Origin of the sequence: Butyricicoccus sp. AM78-15b2TA (genome assembly GCF_027665985.1) — a bacterium.
GTDB lineage: Bacteria > Bacillota > Clostridia > Oscillospirales > Butyricicoccaceae > Agathobaculum > Agathobaculum butyriciproducens.
Genome location: NZ_JAQEHY010000001.1, coordinates 254,181 through 270,838 on the forward strand (window position 1 = coordinate 254,181; position 16,658 = coordinate 270,838).

14 protein-coding genes are annotated in these 16,658 nt (G+C 57.3%); 1 reads left to right on the plus strand and 13 read right to left on the minus strand.

Annotated elements, in window-relative coordinates; genetic code table 11:
* Positions 1-215: 215 nt before the first annotated feature.
* The 6 genes from PGS25_RS01400 to PGS25_RS01425 all read right to left on the minus strand — a co-directional run bounded on the left by PGS25_RS01400 (position 216) and on the right by PGS25_RS01425 (position 5,088).
* Positions 216-743, minus strand: coding sequence for a hypothetical protein (locus tag PGS25_RS01400; RefSeq protein WP_270417422.1), 528 nt, complete (start codon positions 741-743; stop codon positions 216-218).
* A gap of 708 nt (positions 744-1,451) precedes the next feature.
* A complete protein-coding gene (locus PGS25_RS01405; protein WP_110437051.1) occupies positions 1,452-1,814 on the minus strand; it encodes a type II toxin-antitoxin system PemK/MazF family toxin in 363 nt (120 codons plus the stop codon).
* 159 nt (positions 1,815-1,973) lie between these two features.
* Positions 1,974-3,092: an alanine racemase gene (gene alr, locus PGS25_RS01410; protein ID WP_270417423.1), complete on the minus strand. Its 1,119-nt coding sequence runs from the start codon at positions 3,090-3,092 to the stop codon at positions 1,974-1,976.
* Between the two features lie 38 nt (positions 3,093-3,130).
* Complete coding sequence (locus PGS25_RS01415) at positions 3,131-3,676, minus strand: hypothetical protein (RefSeq protein ID WP_270417424.1); 546 nt, start codon at positions 3,674-3,676, stop codon at positions 3,131-3,133.
* A gap of 45 nt (positions 3,677-3,721) precedes the next feature.
* Positions 3,722-4,588, minus strand: a complete 867-nt coding sequence (locus tag PGS25_RS01420; RefSeq protein WP_270417425.1) for an NAD(P)H-hydrate dehydratase — start codon at positions 4,586-4,588, stop codon at positions 3,722-3,724.
* A gap of 11 nt (positions 4,589-4,599) precedes the next feature.
* Entirely contained in the window at positions 4,600-5,088 is a 489-nt protein-coding gene (locus tag PGS25_RS01425) for an LURP-one-related/scramblase family protein (RefSeq protein WP_117487840.1), read from the minus strand.
* A gap of 106 nt (positions 5,089-5,194) precedes the next feature.
* On the opposite strand from PGS25_RS01425, the gene PGS25_RS01430 reads away from it, so the two are divergent.
* Entirely contained in the window at positions 5,195-5,767 is a 573-nt protein-coding gene (locus tag PGS25_RS01430) for an N-acetylmuramoyl-L-alanine amidase family protein (RefSeq protein ID WP_270417426.1), read from the plus strand.
* A gap of 499 nt (positions 5,768-6,266) precedes the next feature.
* Here the strand turns inward: PGS25_RS01430 and PGS25_RS01435 are convergent, their stop codons facing one another.
* The 7 genes from PGS25_RS01435 to PGS25_RS01465 form a co-directional block, all read right to left on the minus strand.
* Positions 6,267-6,980: an SDR family NAD(P)-dependent oxidoreductase gene (locus PGS25_RS01435; protein ID WP_270417427.1), complete on the minus strand. Its 714-nt coding sequence runs from the start codon at positions 6,978-6,980 to the stop codon at positions 6,267-6,269.
* Between the two features lies 1 nt (position 6,981).
* Positions 6,982-7,956 carry a 6-phosphofructokinase gene (pfkA, locus tag PGS25_RS01440; protein WP_117487844.1) on the minus strand — a complete coding sequence of 325 codons (975 nt, stop codon included), beginning with the start codon at positions 7,954-7,956 and terminating at the stop codon, positions 6,982-6,984.
* A 130-nt stretch (positions 7,957-8,086) separates the two neighbouring features.
* Entirely contained in the window at positions 8,087-11,605 is a 3,519-nt protein-coding gene (locus PGS25_RS01445) for a DNA polymerase III subunit alpha (protein WP_270417429.1), read from the minus strand.
* A gap of 1 nt (position 11,606) precedes the next feature.
* Positions 11,607-12,500: a DNA-binding protein WhiA gene (gene whiA, locus PGS25_RS01450; RefSeq protein WP_118564269.1), complete on the minus strand. Its 894-nt coding sequence runs from the start codon at positions 12,498-12,500 to the stop codon at positions 11,607-11,609.
* A gap of 52 nt (positions 12,501-12,552) precedes the next feature.
* Positions 12,553-13,410 (minus strand): RNase adapter RapZ, encoded by an 858-nt coding sequence (rapZ, locus tag PGS25_RS01455; protein ID WP_118729577.1) that lies wholly within the window; start codon positions 13,408-13,410, stop codon positions 12,553-12,555.
* 60 nt (positions 13,411-13,470) lie between these two features.
* On the minus strand, positions 13,471-14,385 hold the full coding sequence (gene murB, locus PGS25_RS01460; protein WP_118285262.1) for a UDP-N-acetylmuramate dehydrogenase: 915 nt from the start codon (positions 14,383-14,385) through the stop codon (positions 13,471-13,473).
* Between the two features lie 929 nt (positions 14,386-15,314).
* Complete coding sequence (locus PGS25_RS01465) at positions 15,315-16,658, minus strand: AI-2E family transporter (RefSeq protein ID WP_270417431.1); 1,344 nt, start codon at positions 16,656-16,658, stop codon at positions 15,315-15,317.

Sequence of the window (16,658 nt, forward strand, 5' to 3'; positions counted from 1 at the left end):
AAGCGGCGGCTCCTTGTGCAGGCTCCGGTCGCACTGCCGCGGTGCTTTGCGGAAATTTTGTGTCCTGACTTTGGCTTCGGTTCCTTGCGCGAGTTCCGTCCGCGCTGCCGAAGTTTCACGGTAATACATCAAGTATTACCGCAAAACTGTGCCTCGTCAGTACGCAAAATTTACTCGCAAATCACTCTTGTTCAATTATGCGGTATTACCTAAAGTTACGCCTTTTCAGAGGACGCAGCCGATGCGGCTGCGTCCTTTTTCCATTCCAGAACTGCCGTGTTTCCTTCTGTGCGGCAAAGCACAAAGGCAGGTGCCAGCGCGAACGGCTTTTTCGGATCGAACGGACATTGCAGACGCAGTCCGGTCTCGGTCGGCTGAATCTGCACGTTTTCGCTGGATAAAAGCGCGTCCAGAACCGCATCTCCGGTGACAAGCGGCGGCTCGGGCGGCGCATTGCTCTGCGGCAAAGACTCCGGCGCAGACGCGAGATAGAACCGTTCGGGTTCGCCCTCGCAGCCAGTCTCATGCAGCATTTGCCGCGAGAGATGCCGGCGCAGGCGCAGACGGCCATGCTCCGGTGCAGGCAGACCGACCCGCAGGATGTTTCCGTTCACGACCGTATAGCAGCGCAGCAGTTCGTCTCCGCAGACAGCGCAGTCGAGATTGACCTGCACGCCGCAGGCGTCCGGGGTCCAGTCGATCGTGCCGATTGGGTTGTCGTTACAGAATACGTCTGCGCGCATGGGCGGTTCTCCTTTCTGTGCAAATTTGAATTTTACTACTTGCTAAAGCATATAGAATGGGAGCCAACCTTTGGCTGGGAGGTCCAAAAGGATAGACACCAAGGTTTGCCCGTAGGCCACTAAAACTTGTTCCCGCGCCGTGCGCGGATTAAATGAGTACTATCCTCTTGGGACTCCAGTTTCCTTTGCTTGTTAGTCTGGCGCCAATTTCCTATATGTGACCGCTGCGAAAAGGGGAACGGCAGTCGGGTTACCACAGCGTTTCTTTCGCAAAATATGCGCAGTTCACAGACAGCGTACTGCTACACATATCGGAAAGCCTACGCAGAGGGCGGCACGGCTATGCCGCCCAAAGATTACGCCTGCGATTGCAGTGTGGCACGCGCTGTCTGACGCAGAAGAGACCCTTGTCAGCGTGTAAGGGTAGGCCGACTGCCGTTCCCCTTTTCGAAGCGGTCGCCGGTCTCTGGTCTGCGTCAAGCTAAGAAACAAAGGGAAAAGGGAGTTAAGAGGGTAGTACTCATTTAATCCGCGCACGGCGCGGGAACAAGGTTTAGTGGCCTACGGGCAAACCTTGGTGTCTACCCTCTTGCCCTTGCTGCGGGGCGCGGCACCGTTCCTGCCGTCCGCAGACGGCAAATCCCAGTCTATACGCAAAAAGCGCATACCCCATAAAAGGATATGCGCTTTCTCCCGCCGTTATACGGCTTACCCCTGCACCGAGCCGAGTCCGAAACTGACCGCCAGTGCTTCATCGACGTGCCGCATGGCTTTTTCGTCGAGCGAGCCCATTTTCTCGCGCAGGCGGCGTTTGTCCAGCGTGCGGATCTGCTCGGTCAGGATGATGGAATCCTTGGTCAGTCCGTAGTTCGGCGCACCGACCGTGATATGCGTCGGCATTTTCGCCTTGTTGATCTGCGATGTAATAGCGGCGGCGATCACGGTCGGACTGTACCGATTACCGACGTTGTTCTGCACGATCAGCACCGGTCGGATGCCGCCCTGCTCACTGCCAACCACCGGACTGAGATCGGCATAGTAAATATCTCCGCGTTTGATGTTGCTATCCACTTTGGTTCACACTCCGATGAAATAGATTTACGGTGCTGCCTGATGGTTTTCCCGCAAACCTATTTTCCCCGTGTCACACAAAATTATAACTGTATAATGCAGAAAAGCGGAGAGAGAAAAATCTCCTCCGCTTCATCTTATGCACGCAATGTCAGTAAATTACCGATAGAAACGCGGCACACGCCGGCTGATGGCGCACAGCACCTCGTACGAGATGGTCCCCGCTGCGTCTGCTGCGTCCTCTGCCGTCCAGCCTTCCGGGCCGAACACGGTCACTTCGTCACCGCGATGTACGTCTACGCCCTCCGGAATACGCACCATGCACATATCCATGCAGATGCGGCCGAGCACGGGCGCTTTCACGCCGCCGAGCAGCACCTGCGCCTTGCCCGAGCCGGTACGCAGATAGCCGTCCGCATAACCCATTGAGATAACCGCCATATGGGTCGGCTCTGCCGTCTCGAAGGTGCGTCCATAGCTGATGGTCGTATTCGCCGGAATATCGCGCACCTGCACCACACGCGCCTTGACGGTCATGGCGGGTCTCAGATCGAGCACCGGCGGCACGGAGGCATCCGGGCGATAGCCGTACAGGATAATGCCCGCACGGGTCATCGTGCAGTGCATCTTCTCGTAGGTCTGGATAGCGCCGCTGTTCGCACAATGGCGCAGCGGCAGGTCAAGACCGGCCGCTTGCAGACCCTCGCACACATCCGAGAAGCGCTTGTACTGCAATTCCGTGTACGCCTCGCCGGAGGGCACGTCGGCAACCGCAAAATGCGTGAAAATGCCTTCGCTGATCAAGCCCGGCAGCTTGGAGCACGCAAGGATATCCTGCACGGTCTGCTCACACTCCCACGACGGGAAGCCGAGCCGCGTCATGCCGGTATCCAGCTTGTAGTGTACGGTGACCGGCTTGCCGGTGCGCTCTGCTGCCGCGCTGATGAGTTCTGCGGTCTCGCGGTCGTACACCGGCACGGTGATGCCGTACTGTGCCGCCGTGTCCATGTCCTTCTCGTCCACATAGCCAAGGATGAGGATGGGCGTTTCGATGCCTGCTTCTCGCAGCTCCACACCCTCTGGAATGGTCGCTACCGCAAAATACGGTGCGTCCATCTTCTCCAGCCGCTTAGCCACCTGCACGGCACCGTGACCGTATGCGTCCGCCTTAACGACACACAGGACCGGCGCCTGCGCCTGCTCGCAGATCACGCGATAATTATGCTCGATCGCACCGAGGTCGATCTCCGCCCAAGTGCGGTGTTGATTTACTTCCATTGTTTTCGTCACTCCAACAGAACCGTTTGGCTCCTGATTTACTGACAGGATTCCACCTGTATGGTCAGCACGCGCGCACCGTCCGCATACAGTTCGGCATAGACCGGCTGCAGATCGCTTTGCCGCAGCCACACCTGCTTTTCCACGCTGTCGTCTGCATTTTCATAGCGCAGCACGAGCAGGCTTTCGCCGTTCGTGCGCTCGCTCCACACCTGCGCAGGTACAGCATACCGCAGATCGTTCAGCAGGCAGAACCACGCGTCTGCCGGTGTCAGTCCGGTATGCCGAGGAGCAATATCATCCAGCTGCAAGTCGTTGTACTGCAGCGTGAACGCGCCGTTCTCCTCGCCCGAGATGCGCCCGCCGATACCGGCGACCGACTCCGGTGCGGTCAGCGTGAAGGAATCGCTGTCCTCTCTATTATAGACATAGTCGCTTTCAAATTCCAGTACAGATTCGTCCAAATCCGAGATTATTTTCAAATGCGCCGTACAGCTGTCCAGCGATGCGAAATGCGCACGCACATCCTCGGCACTCATTTCCGCCGAGCGGCCGCAGCCGCAGAGCAGAACAAGCGCCGCCAAACCACACAGCAGCCTGTTCAGATTACCACTCCTTTGACCGGTTTATCACCATGTTTTCGAGTTATATCGTTTCAGCAGAATCGGCAGCTGCGTCAGCATATCGCTCGGCGTCATACCGTATTCGCTCAGAGCGTTCGCCGCCAGATCTCCGGCTCTGCCGTGCAGCCACGCCGCCGTACATGCCGCCCGAACCGCGTCAATGCCCTGTCCGCACAGCGAAACCAGCATGCCTGCCAGAACATCCCCGCTGCCGCCTTTCGCCATACCGGGATTGCCCGAGGTATTGCGATGGCAGCCGCCGTCCGGCGTGAAAATGCGGGTGCGGTGTCCCTTGTAGAGCACAATGCACCGATAGTCCTGCGCGAACTGTGCCGCGTCTGCAGCGGTCGCGTCCGGCTTGCCGCTGAGCCGTGCGAACTCGCCCGCGTGCGGCGTGAGCACGACCGGCTTTGCCGTTCGCCGCAATATATCCTTATGCCCGGTAATTGAATTTATGCCGTCCGCATCGAGTACAATCTGGCAGGCAGCTTTTTCGAGCAGAGTACACACGATTTCGGTCAGCGTATCCGAACGGCCGAGTCCGCACCCGATGAGCAGCGCGTCCGCCTTTTCGGCAAGCGCAAGCAGCTTCGGCAGTGCGTCCATGGAAAACAGCCCGTTTTCATCCTGCGGCATGGGCCGCACGACCGGCTCATTCAGCTTGACCGCCAGCACCGGCCACGCACCCTGCGGAACTGCCAGCGTCACAACGCCGCTTCCCATGCGGACCGCGCCCTGTGCCGAAAAATATGCCGCGCCTGTATATCCTGCCGAGCCGCATACGCACAGAATGCGGCCGTAGTCGTTTTTATTTGTCTCCGGATTGCGCGAATGCAGTACACCGTCCGCGAAGTCCTGGTTTATCTCAATCATATCGTTTCCTTTCAAGTCGAAGCCGCTGCCGCGTTCGCCTGCGCGTGTACCGCGTCGATCGCGAGGACGACCGCCAGCGCAAGTGTTTCGTCTGCGGAATCGGCAATGTCCAGCTGGTAGCAATCACCCCAGGTGAACCACTCCTTGGAGATAGACACGATCTCGCGTCCGTTCTGCGTGATGCGGTACTCATGCGCCCAGAAATCACCCTCGATCGTCCAGTCGAGACCCTCGATTTCGTATTTTTCGTAGAAAAATGTAAGCCGCTTGACGATTTCCGCGCGTTCCACGCCGTCGATGTACACGAAAAACCGCGGCATCATACTGAACACCTTCTGCTGGATGAAGGCAGTCTCGTGTCCGGTCAAGTCGGTGACATACAGCTTCTTGCCCCACGAGAAAAACTCCCCCTCGACATGGTATTTGTCGGCGCCGGTTTCATCAAAAACGGTAAACCGATCCACCCAGGAGAATACCTTTTGTTTGATATATAATTTCATATTGATCCCACCTCTCTTTTCTTACAGAATAACACGGCGTGTGCTGACCGTCAAGCACGGACGTTCTGCCGCGCTGCCGCATAGGCTGACACGAGGAGGTGATACTTTGGCGATCAAGATTTTTATCGATCAGGGACACAATCCATCCGGTCCGAACACCGGCGCGGAAGGCAGCGGACTGCTCGAGCAGGATGTGACCTACGCGGTCGGCGTGTATCTGGCCGATCTTCTGCGGGCAGACCCGCGGTTTGAGGTGCGGCTGAGCCGCACCTCACCCGAGGAAATCCTCGGCACAAGCAATGCCACCAGTCTGGCCGAGCGCGTGCGGCTGGCGAATGAGTGGCCTGCAGATTACTTCATCAGCATCCACTGCAACGCGAACGTAAATCCCGCCGTCAACGGCACTGAGGTGTATGTTTATCAGGAAAATACGCAGGCGTACTGGCTGGCGCAGCATGTGCTCGCCGGCATTGTTGCGCGTGTCGGCACACGCGATAACGGCGTGCGCATCCGTCCGAGCCTGTATGTCCTGCGGCGGACACAGATGCCTTCGATTCTGGTCGAGCTGGCATACCTGACCAATACTTCCGATGCGATGAAGCTGGAGAACGATCCGTTCGGGTTTGCACAGGGCATTTATAACGGTCTGCTCAGTTATTTTGACTTTGAACCGTATTAAACAAAAAACGAGAGGTCTTTTGACCTCTCGTGAGGCTGTCGAAAAACTAACGTTTTCCGAGCAGCCTCTCGATCGGAACCACGCTTCCGATCGAATTTCGAAGAAAAACCGCGCCTTGCAGGCACATTTTTTCTTCCCTTGTATAAATTCCGAGGTACACGCCCCCGGAATTTATGAATTTGCTCCGCAAATTCTATTTTATGCGTGCTGCCGCACAAAGCACAAGAGTTGAAATGCTGCTTTTTCGACAGACTGACGAGAGGTCTTTTGACCTCTCGTTCTATCTTTCTTAACGCACTTTACTAACGTCGCAGCTTTTCGCGCGTTAGCGCGCATTTAATAGAATTTGCAGTGCAAATTCCAAAAAAGCGGGAGCATGTATCTCGCTTTTTTTGACTTCTGGAGGGAGAAAGTTTCCGTATGGGAACTTTCGGACGACTTTGGAACGGCCCACGGTCCGTTCCTCTTGTCGGCCAAACCGTGGTTTGGCGACAGCATCTTAAAATCCTCCGGTGACGCCCAATACTTGTCCTGTTATGAAAGACGACTTATCCGAGCACAGATACAGAATACTGTCCGCGACCTCGGCTGCCGCGCCGACTCTTCCGAGCGGTGTCTGATCGGCAAGCTCCTGCATGGTATCCGCACTGTGCATGGCGTTCATGTCGGTGTCGATCACGCCCGGCGCAATGCAGTTGACCCGGATATTGCTCGGGCCAAGCTCCTGCGCGAGCGACTTGCTCAGGCCGATGATCGCAGCCTTGCTCGCGGAATAATGGCTCTCGCAGGACGCGCCGCACTCTCCCCACATGGACGACACCGTAACGATGCTTCCCTTGTGGTTGTGCAGCATTTCAGGCAGCACGGCGCGAATCGTGCGCACCGTACCCATGAGATTGACATCCAGCATGCGCATCCAGTCCGCGTCGGTGATATTCTGGAACAGCTTCTGTTCGGCGATGCCTGCATTGCAGACCACGGCATCGATCGTGCCGAACCGTGCCTTCCCTTCCGCGACCGCGAGTTCCACGGCCGCGGTATCCTGCTGATCGGCCAAAAGCGCCAGTGCGCCGGTCTCCCCAGCGAGTCTGTCCGCCGCTTCCCTGCTTTTGCTGTAAGTAAACGCGGTATTCCATCCGTTTTTGGCAAACGTGCACACACAGGCGGCACCGATGCCGCGCGAGCCTCCGGTGATGAGAACAGTCTGCGCCATGTCAGATGGCAACCGTCTGCTGTGCCTCAAACAGGCACTGGTTCAGATCCTTGCTCTGTGCCAGACCCTCCTCAATGTCGATATCGGTAACAATGTTGTTATCCGAAACAACAACACGGTTGGTCTTGCCCTCCATCAGAGCGCGAACGGCAGCATAGCCCATGCGGGTCGCCATAACACGATCCATAGCAGACGGAGAGCCGCCGCGCTGGATATGGCCGAGGATGGTAACACGGGTATCGATGCCGGTAGCCTCGTGAATCTGGTCTGCAACGTCCTGTGCAGAGCCGTAGCCCTCTGCTACAATGATGATATGGTGGTTGCGGCCCTTGATACGGCCGATGCGCATTCTCTCTACGATCTCGGTGTCGAAATCCAGCTGACGCTCGGGCAGACAGATCGCGGTCGCGCCGACTGCACAGCCAACCTGCAATGCCAGATGACCTGCACGGCGGCCCATGACCTCTACGACCGAGCAACGCTCGTGGGACTGCATGGTATCGCGCAGCTTATCGATGCACTCGATCGCAGTATTGCAGGCGGTGTCAAAACCGATGGTGTAATCCGAGCAGCCGATATCATTATCAATGGTACCCGGAACGCCGATGCACGGAACTCCCTTGCGGGAAAGCGCCTGTGCACCGCGGAATGTACCGTCACCGCCGCAGCAGATCAGGCCGTCAATACCGAGGTAACGGCAGGTGTCAGCCGCCTTCTGCAGACCTTCCTCGGTCAGCATTTCCTTGCAGCGTGCGGTGTACAGCATGGTGCCGCCCTTGCGGATAATGCCGTCTACACTGCGGGCACCCATCTCGATGATGTCACCGTTGATGAGACCGCTGTAGCCGCGGCGAATGCCGAGAACGGAAATATCGTTTGCGCTTGCGCTGCGGACTACCGAGCGAATAAGTGCGTTCATGCCGGGTGCGTCGCCGCCGCTGGTAAGTACGCCGATTCTGCGAATTTGTTTATCCATGATAAAGCCTCCCTGTTGTCGGTTCTGTTTTCTTGCTTGGCGGCACGGTCGATGCCGCACTGACCTCTGTATTACAGTTCTGTTTCCCTCTGCGGAAACCGTCTCTCTCCCTACGGATAAACACAGTCTCCTATTGTATTATAACATCTTCCTCGCGCAAGAGAAAGCGTAATCTTGTTAAAAATGCAATATCCGGTTTGCACCAGTACCGGCGGGCAGCGAGCGTCTTTTTCTTCGTGTCCATCGGGTAGAGATAGACCGGCGTATCGCCGGGCTGCGTGCGCAAAACCTCTTTAATCTGCGTCCATTCATCGCCCTGCAGACTGGAAATACGCAAAAACAGCTTTTGCGGCGCCAGCTTCGCCGCCTGCGCATCGGTGTAGACCGATTTCTGCGTGCCCTTTTTCGGCTGCTGCAGGCTCTCCACTGCACTCTCGGTGAGCGGCTGCGCCTCGTTCAGCAGCACCTTGGGCGCCTCGTCCTCTCGGGCATCGATCTTACCGGTAAGCAGGACTGCGCTGTCCTCGGTGAGATATGCGCCGCACTGCTGCAGCGAACGCGGGAACACGACAAGCTCAATCGCCGCCGTGTCATCCTCTGCGGTGACATACGCCATCATCGAGCCGTTCCTGGTCGATTTCAGCCGCACCGCCGTGATAACACAGGCAAGCCGTACGGTCATGCCGTCCTTGTAGACCGGCCTGCTGCTCTCGCCCGTCAGATCGTCGATGATCTGCTTGACGGAGGCCGCCTGCGCCTTCTGCGTCAGGCTGCGGTACTCGTCCATCGGGTGACCGGAGAGGTACAGACCGGTGGTCTCCTTCTCCATCGCCAGCAGCTCCCGCTTGGGCACTTCCGGAATGTTCGGCATCGCAATCTGCGTGTCGCGCACCTCGTCGTTGCCCATGCCGAACAGGTCCATCTGACCCTCGATGTTCTTCTTGCGGTTCTGGGCAATGGCATCTACTACGGGATTGACGATTTTCAAAAGCTGACTGCGGTAGTAGTGCATGGAATCGAACGAGCCTGCCTTGATGAGACTTTCAAGGGCTCTGCGATTGAGTTCGCGGTCGTACATGCGCTCGCAGAAATCCTGGAACGAGGTAAACAGGCCGTTCGCCTCTCGCTCCTCGACAAGCTGCTTCATAAACGAGCGTCCCACACCCTTGACGGCTGCCAGACCGAAGCGGATATTCTCGCCCGCAACCGAAAACTCATCGTATGACTCGTTTACGTCCGGCGGAAGCACCGCGATACCCATATCACGCGCCGCCTGAATATACTCGGAGATCTTATCCGAAACATCCAGAACGCTCGTCAGCAGCGCCGCCAGATATTCTCTCGGGTAATGGCACTTGAGGTACGCCGTGCGGAACGACACGACCGCGTAGCAAACCGCGTGCGCCTTGTTGAACGCATAGTTTGCAAAATCCATGATCTCGTCAAACAGACTTGCCGCAACTGCTTCGGGCACGCCGCGCTTGATGGCGCCGTCAATGCCCAGCTCCTCGTTGCCGTAGATGAAGTTGACGCGCTCCTTTTCCAGCTCCTTCATCTTCTTTTTACTCATGGCGCGGCGCACCATATCTGCCTTGCCGAGCGAGTAACCCGCAAGGCTCTGGAACACCTGCATAACCTGTTCCTGATAGATCATACAGCCGTAGGTGACGCTTAAAATCGGCTCGAGCAGCGGATGCTTGTACGTTACCTTTTCCGGATGATGACGGCACTCGATGTAGCGCGGAATGGACTGCATCGGACCGGGGCGATACAGCGCAACGACTGCGGTAATATCCTCGATGGACTGCGGGCGCAGACCGGTAACGACGTTGGTAATGCCCGCCGATTCAAGCTGGAACACGCCCATGGTCGAGCCCTTGCCGAGCATCTCGTAAGTCGCGGGGTCGCTCATATCCACGTTCTCGATGGAAAAATCCGGCGTGTGACGGCGAATCAGCTTTTCCGCGTCCGCGATAACGGTCAGGTTGCGCAGGCCGAGGAAGTCCATCTTGAGCAGACCAAGTTCCTCGATGGTCACCATCGTAAACTGCGTTACCATCTGGTCGCCGTTGCGCGAAAGCGGAACGTAGGTGTCCACGGGGTTTTTGGTGATAACCACGCCTGCGGCATGCGTCGATGCATTGCGCGGCATGCCCTCGAGCGCACGCGCAGTATCGATCAGCTCGCGCACCTGCGGCTGCTCGTCATACATTTTCTTGAGTTCCGCGTTGATGGTCAGCGCCTTGTCGATCGTAATGTGCAGTTCGTTCGGCACCTGCTTGGCAACCGCGTCAACGTCGTTGTACGGGATGTTGAGCGCACGGCCGACGTCGCGGATGGCACCGCGGGCAGCCATCGTGCCGAATGTGACGATCTGCGCTACGCGGTCCTTGCCGTACTTGCGGGTAACGTACTCGATGACCTCCGGACGGCGAACATAGCAGAAGTCCACGTCGATATCCGGCATGGAGACACGCTCCGGATTCAAAAATCGCTCGAAGTACAGCGAATAGTGAATCGGGTCAAGGTCGGTGATAGCGAGGCAGTACGACACGATCGAGCCTGCTGCCGAGCCGCGTCCGGGTCCGACAGGAATGCCCTGACTTTTCGCGTAGCCGATAAAGTCGGACACAATGAGGAAGTAATCGACAAAGCCCATCTTGGCGATCATGTCGATCTCGTACTGCAGACGCTTGCGCACGGTGCCGTCGTCGTTCGGATAGCGTCTTGCGAAGCCTTCATCGCACAGCTTCTGCAGATATTCGAGCGAGGTGTAGCCGTCCGGCACATCGAATTCGGGCAGATGGTACTTTCCAAACTCGAACTCAACCTGACAGCGTTCTGCGATCTTTACCGTGTTGGCGAGTGCCTCCGGGTGCTCCGGAAACAGCGCCGCCATTTCGTCCGCATCCTTGATGTAGAACTCCTGCGTTTCAAACTTCATGCGGGTCGGGTCGTCCACGGTCTTGCCCATCTGAATGGACATCAGCACGTCCTGAATGCGCGCATCCGCCTTGGTGAGATAATGCGCGTCGTTCGTTGCCACCAGACCGATGTTCAGCTCCCTGGAAAGCTGGTACAGACCTTCATTGACTTTCTGCTGCAGCGGAATGCCGTGGTCCTGAATTTCAAGGTAGAAATGCTCCCGGTCAAAAATATCGAGGAACTGCTCGCAGAGGTCATACGCGCCGTCCATATCACCGTCCGCCAGCGCACGCGGAATCGCGCCCGCCAGACACGCAGACAGACAAATCAGACCTTCGCTGTGCGCGCGCAGCAGCTCCATGTCGATACGCGGCTTCATGTAAAAGCCCTCGGAGAAACCGCACGACACCATGTGGATGAGGTTGCGGTAGCCGGTCATGTTCTCGCACAGCAGGATGAGGTGCGTGTGCCACTCGCCGTTGATGTAGCTGCGGTCAAAGCGCGAATGCGGCGCCAGATACACCTCGCAGCCGATGACCGGATGGATCCCCTTCGCCTTGCAGGCGCGGTAAAAGTCGATCACGCCGTACATGACGCCATGGTCGGTCAGCGCGCAAGAGGTCTGCCCCAGCTCTGCCACACGGTCCACCAGCTTTTCGATACGGCAGGCGCCGTCCAGCAGGCTGTATTCGCTGTGGACATGCAGATGTGCAAATGGTACCAATTTAGTCCTCCTTTTCCGCAAGCTCGATGATCTTTTTCAGGCGGTGGCTCAATCCCGGTTTGGAGATGGGCGGGTCGAACCGCTGCGCCAGCTCGGACAGGCTGTCCGTCGGGTATTCCAGACGCAGGCGCACGGTCTCCCACAGGTTGCCCGGAAATGCGTCCTCCCCCCGGCTGTCGATCAGCGCCTGAATCGCCGCGATCTGCCGCGCCGATGCATCGGCGGCCTTCATCATGTTCGCGGTCTCGCAGTTGACCTGCCGGTTGATCGTGTTGCGCAGATTCTTCTCTACCTTCGCCTGCATCAGCTCCATCGCCGCGTGCGGCGCACCGATGCGCGTAAGGAAATCCTCCGCGCTTGCACCGTCCTTAAAGTACAGCAGATACGCGCTGCCGCGCCGTGCCTGCTTGGGCGATAAACCTAAATCAAGCATCAGGCTTGTCTCCTCACCCGACAGACTCTGGTGGGTGGTTTTCAGCTCGAGATGGCTTTTCTTGTCCGGTCCCGCGACCGTGCCGCCCATGAGGAAGGCGCCGCGCAGAAAGGACGCAATGCAGCAGTCCTCCTCGAGCAGATTGCGGTTGATGTGGTAGGTGATGTGGCTCTTGCAGTCGTAGCCGAGCGCGTCAAACACGCGTCCGATCTGCGCCGGTTCGGTGAGTACAAGCTGCTGCTTGCGGCCTGCCTTCTGTGGCTCACACTCAACAAAAAACGCGCGCTGCAGCAGCGCCTGCAAGCGGCGGACAACGGTCATGTTCTCCGCCGACAGCCGTATCTCCTTGTGCGAAAAAACCGAGGCATGGAGCAGTGCGCCGTAAATCTCGGCACGCGTGCAGCAGGTACGCTGCATGGATACCCGACACAGCTCGTTTTTGACCTCGGTTGAAAAAGACATATATTCTCTCCGTTCTGTACAGCACGCTTCGCCTGTCCGGAACGAAGCGGGTTTATCTCTGGTAATCGCGGTGCATGGTTACTACACCGTATTCCTGCCTGCGCAGGTGTTCGCTCAGCGCCTCGGTGATAGCGACCGAGCGGTGCTTGCCGCCGGTGCATCCGATGCTGATAATCAGATTCGCCTTGCCTTCCGCGATATAGCGCGGCAGCAGAAAGTCGATCATGCCCGTCAGGTAGCGCATCAGCACATCCGCCGTACCGCCGCGGAACACATAATCGCGCACCTCCGGATCGGTGCCGTTGCGCTCGCGCAAGCTCATTTCGTAATAGGGATTGGGCAGGAAACGCACATCAAACACAAGGTCGCTCTCGGGCGGAATGCCGTACTTGAAGCCAAACGACTGTACGATGACCTCAAACACCTCTCCGCTCTCGGTGCCGGAAAACATCGTCAGCAGACGTTCGCGCAGACCGGCAGCAGACAGTCCGGTGGTGTCCACCACAAAGTCGGCACGGTCGCGCAGACCGGACAGCATTTCGCGCTCCTTTTCAATGGCGGCTGTCATGGACATGCCCTTTTCCATCAGCGGATGCTTGCGGCGCGTTTCCTTGTAGCGGCGGATGAGCGTCGGCGTGTCCGTGTTGAGGAACAGGATGCGGTAATCGCAGCCCATGCTCTTGATCGAATCCAGCGAATCAAACAGCTGCTGGAAATCGCCGCCTGCACGCACATCGGTGACGAGCGCCACACGTTCATAGCGTTCGGTTGCCGCCAGACAGATCTCCGCGAAGCGCGGTATGAGGGAGATCGGCAGATTATCGACGCAGTAATAGCCTAAGTCCTCAAGCGTGGCGACCGCGCGGCTCTTGCCTGCGCCCGACATACCGGAAATGATCAAAAAATACATGTTACCTTTCCCCCTGCCCTGTGTTTCTGCTGTGATAACGCCGCCGAGCGGCGCTGCTGATTATTTTACGATGCGCACCTCGCACTCCAGCTCCACGCCGAACTGCTCGCGCACCCTGTTCTGCACCAGTTCGATCAGGCGCAGCATGTCATCGCATGTTGCACCGCCGCGGTTGATGAGAAATCCCGCGTGCTTTTCCGAAACCTGTGCCGCGCCGACGCTCGTGCCCTTGAGACCGGCCTGCTCGATAAGCTGGCCCGCAAAGTGTCCCACGGGACGCTTAAATGTCGAGCCTGCCGACGGGAAGTTGAGCGGCTGTTTGTCGCGTCTGCGCTGCGCGAAATCGTTCATCTTATCCAGAATCGCCGCCGAATCGCCGTTCTGCAGCTGCATGGTCGAACGGAGCACCGTCCAGTCCGGATGCTTGCGGAACACGCTCGTGCGGTAGTCAAAGCCGTGCTCATCGCCCTTGAGGGTACAAATGTTGCCTTCGCCGTCCACGAACTCGGTCTCCTGCACAATGCCGGCCATTGTGCCGTCATACGCACCCGCATTCATGTAAACAGCGCCGCCCAGACTGCCCGGAATGCCGCCGGCGAACTCGGCTCCGGTCAGACCGGAACGCTGTGCGCGGCGGGCAATGCGGCTGAGCAGCGCGCCCGCCTCGGCAGAGACGGTGTTATCCTCGTTTACGCGAACTTCATCCAGCTCGGATGTGCAGACAACCGCACCGCGGATGCCCGCATCGGCCACCAGCATGTTGGAGCCGTTGCCGAGCAGCAGGAACGGAATATTGCGCTCGCGCAGTACGGCAAGTGCCGTGGTCAGTTCCCTGCGGGTCTTCGGCTGCACGAACAGGTCCGCCGGTCCGCCGATGGCGAACGTAGTATGGCGGCGCATGAGTTCGTTTTCTGCAATATCTATTTCAGGTGCGGCCTCTCGCAATGCCGCGATGCAATCCTTAATATGCTCCATAAGGCGTTTAATCCTCCAAAAAATCTATATAAAAAGTTTAAGTGGTATACCCTCGGAATTCCTGCCGCGTCATGCGGCGGCGCATCGAAGGTCCGGCACCGGGAGCAGGCTCCAGTTTGTCCTGCCGTGCCGTTTTGGTTTTTGCTTTACTGTTTATTATAACAAATACAAATGGGATAAGCAATCAGTCCAAGCGGGTTTCCGCAGATTTTTTCGGTTAAAAATCGGATTTTTCTCTATTCGGCACCGGCTGACTGGGCCACGCGAACTGCGTCAGCGTGTTCGCCCTATCCGGGGCGGCTCCTTTTCTGCACCGGCTGAGCGGGGCACTCGAACCGCCGCAGGCGGGTTCGCCCCTAACGGGCGGGAGGTTTTTCGCTTGAAATCAAGCGAGGAGTTGCGCTCTGCGGAGCGCGGGGATTCGCCGCGCCCCGCGGCGGGGCAAGAGGGTAGACACCTACGGTTTCTACCCTCTTAACTCCCGTTTCCCTTTATTTCTTAGTCTGGCGCAGATTGCCGACATGTGACCGCTTCGAAATGGGGGGAACGGCAGTCGGGTTACTCTTGCGTTTGTTTCGCAAAATATTCGCAGTTCACAGACAGCGTACTGCTACACATACGGTTTACTCTACGCAGGCGCGACATAACAGTGTCGCGCAAATCCTTGGCACGTTGTAACGCACGGCACCTGCGAGGCTAAATTGCACCGAACACCTAATCCGCAGGTGCTGTCCGCAAACTCCAAACTTACGAGTTGCGCGGCACGGGTATGCCGCGCCTGCGAAGACTTTCCGGTCTGTGTAGCAGTAATGTATCTGACACTGCGAACAGGTTGAGAAAGACACGGAAGAAAAAATCCTCTGCCGTTCTGCATCAGAACGCAAAAAAAGAGGAACACTGCTGCCTCGCAGTGTCCCTCTTTGCACATATTACTGTTTTTTGTTTTCCTGATCTTTCTGCTGTGCCGCACGGCGGCGCTCTTTTGCGCTCACAGGAGGCATTGTCTCCTGCGCTTCAACGAACGCGTGTGTCTCCGGGTCGATGCGCTTATGCCCGCGATAGTCGTTCGTATCCACGGACAGGCCGCGCTTTTTCAGCAGATGATTGATCTTCTCGGTCAACACGCTGTACAGCACGGCAAACAGCGGCACGCCGATCACCATGCCTGCGAAGCCCATCACGCCGCCGAACAGCAGAATGGCGAACATGACCCAGAAGCTCGACAGTCCGGTGGCGTTGCCGAGGATTTTCGGTCCGAGGATATTGCCGTCAAACTGCTGCAGCAGCAGCACAAAAATGACGAAATACAGCGCCTGCACCGGACTGATGACCATGATCAGAATGGTGCTCGGAATCGCACCGATGAACGGCCCGAAAAACGGGATGATATTGGTCACGCCGATGATAACCGCAATCAGGAGCGCGTACGACGTCGGCATGGTCATCCAGCCGAACGAGATCATAAGACGCATGCCAATAAAGCACAGCACGCCGATGATCGACGAGTCCATCAGCTTGCCGGTGATGAAGCCGCCGAACACGCGGTGGATATGCGCCACACGAGCCATGATGGCATTCGCCTTTTCAACCGTGAAAAAGCTGTACGTCATCTTTTTCGCCTGTGCGCAGAAGGTGTCCTTGCTGTTGAGAATGTACAGCGCGATAATGACACCGATCAGCAGGTTCATCAGCACATTTACGGTCGTAACAACGCCGCTCATCATGCTGCCGAGCTGCGGCAGCAGGTCATTTTGCGCCCAGTTCATCATCTGTGCGGAGAACTGATCGTACAGGCGCATGAAGCTGTGCTCAAGTTCCGGGTTGTTGTGCAGCAGCGACGCTACCCAGCCGGATATCTCGTTCATATACAGGTCCATCGAGTCTACCAGCGAGGTGATACTCGTGACCAGCTGCGGCAGCACCATCCACAGCAGCACGCCTACAACCGCCAGACCGAAGGCCAGCGTCAGCGCACTGCACAATCCCTTGGCAAGCCGTGTGCCGTTTTTAAATTTACGCGACATCGGCGGCTGCAGATTGCGGTACAGCATGTTGAACACCGGCATGAGCAGGTACGCCATCACAAAGCCGTAGATGAACGGGCTGAGGATGCTGAAAAATTTCTTGATCATGCCCCAGATTATTGTCATGCGGAACAGCACGAACACGACCAGTACGCAGGCTACAATGACACCTAACGCAGTCAGCCCCCACTCGATATAGTGCGGCTGCAGGTCAAGCCGGGACTTTTTTTCCTGATTGGGATCTTCCAA

What these genes read in the sequence shown, in the direction of transcription:
- whiA (WP_118564269.1), bottom strand. Translation starts at nt 12,500, where the DNA reads ATGTCTTTTTCAACCGAGGTCAAAAACGAGCTGTGTCGGGTATCCATG.
- pfkA (WP_117487844.1), bottom strand. Translation starts at nt 7,956, where the DNA reads ATGGATAAACAAATTCGCAGAATCGGCGTACTTACCAGCGGCGGCGAC.
- PGS25_RS01420 (WP_270417425.1), bottom strand. Translation starts at nt 4,588, where the DNA reads ATGATTGAGATAAACCAGGACTTCGCGGACGGTGTACTGCATTCGCGC.
- rapZ (WP_118729577.1), bottom strand. Translation starts at nt 13,410, where the DNA reads ATGTATTTTTTGATCATTTCCGGTATGTCGGGCGCAGGCAAGAGCCGC.
- alr (WP_270417423.1), bottom strand. Translation starts at nt 3,092, where the DNA reads ATGGAAGTAAATCAACACCGCACTTGGGCGGAGATCGACCTCGGTGCG.
- murB (WP_118285262.1), bottom strand. Translation starts at nt 14,385, where the DNA reads ATGGAGCATATTAAGGATTGCATCGCGGCATTGCGAGAGGCCGCACCT.
- PGS25_RS01425 (WP_117487840.1), bottom strand. Translation starts at nt 5,088, where the DNA reads ATGAAATTATATATCAAACAAAAGGTATTCTCCTGGGTGGATCGGTTT.
- PGS25_RS01435 (WP_270417427.1), bottom strand. Translation starts at nt 6,980, where the DNA reads ATGGCGCAGACTGTTCTCATCACCGGAGGCTCGCGCGGCATCGGTGCC.
- PGS25_RS01400 (WP_270417422.1), bottom strand. Translation starts at nt 743, where the DNA reads ATGCGCGCAGACGTATTCTGTAACGACAACCCAATCGGCACGATCGAC.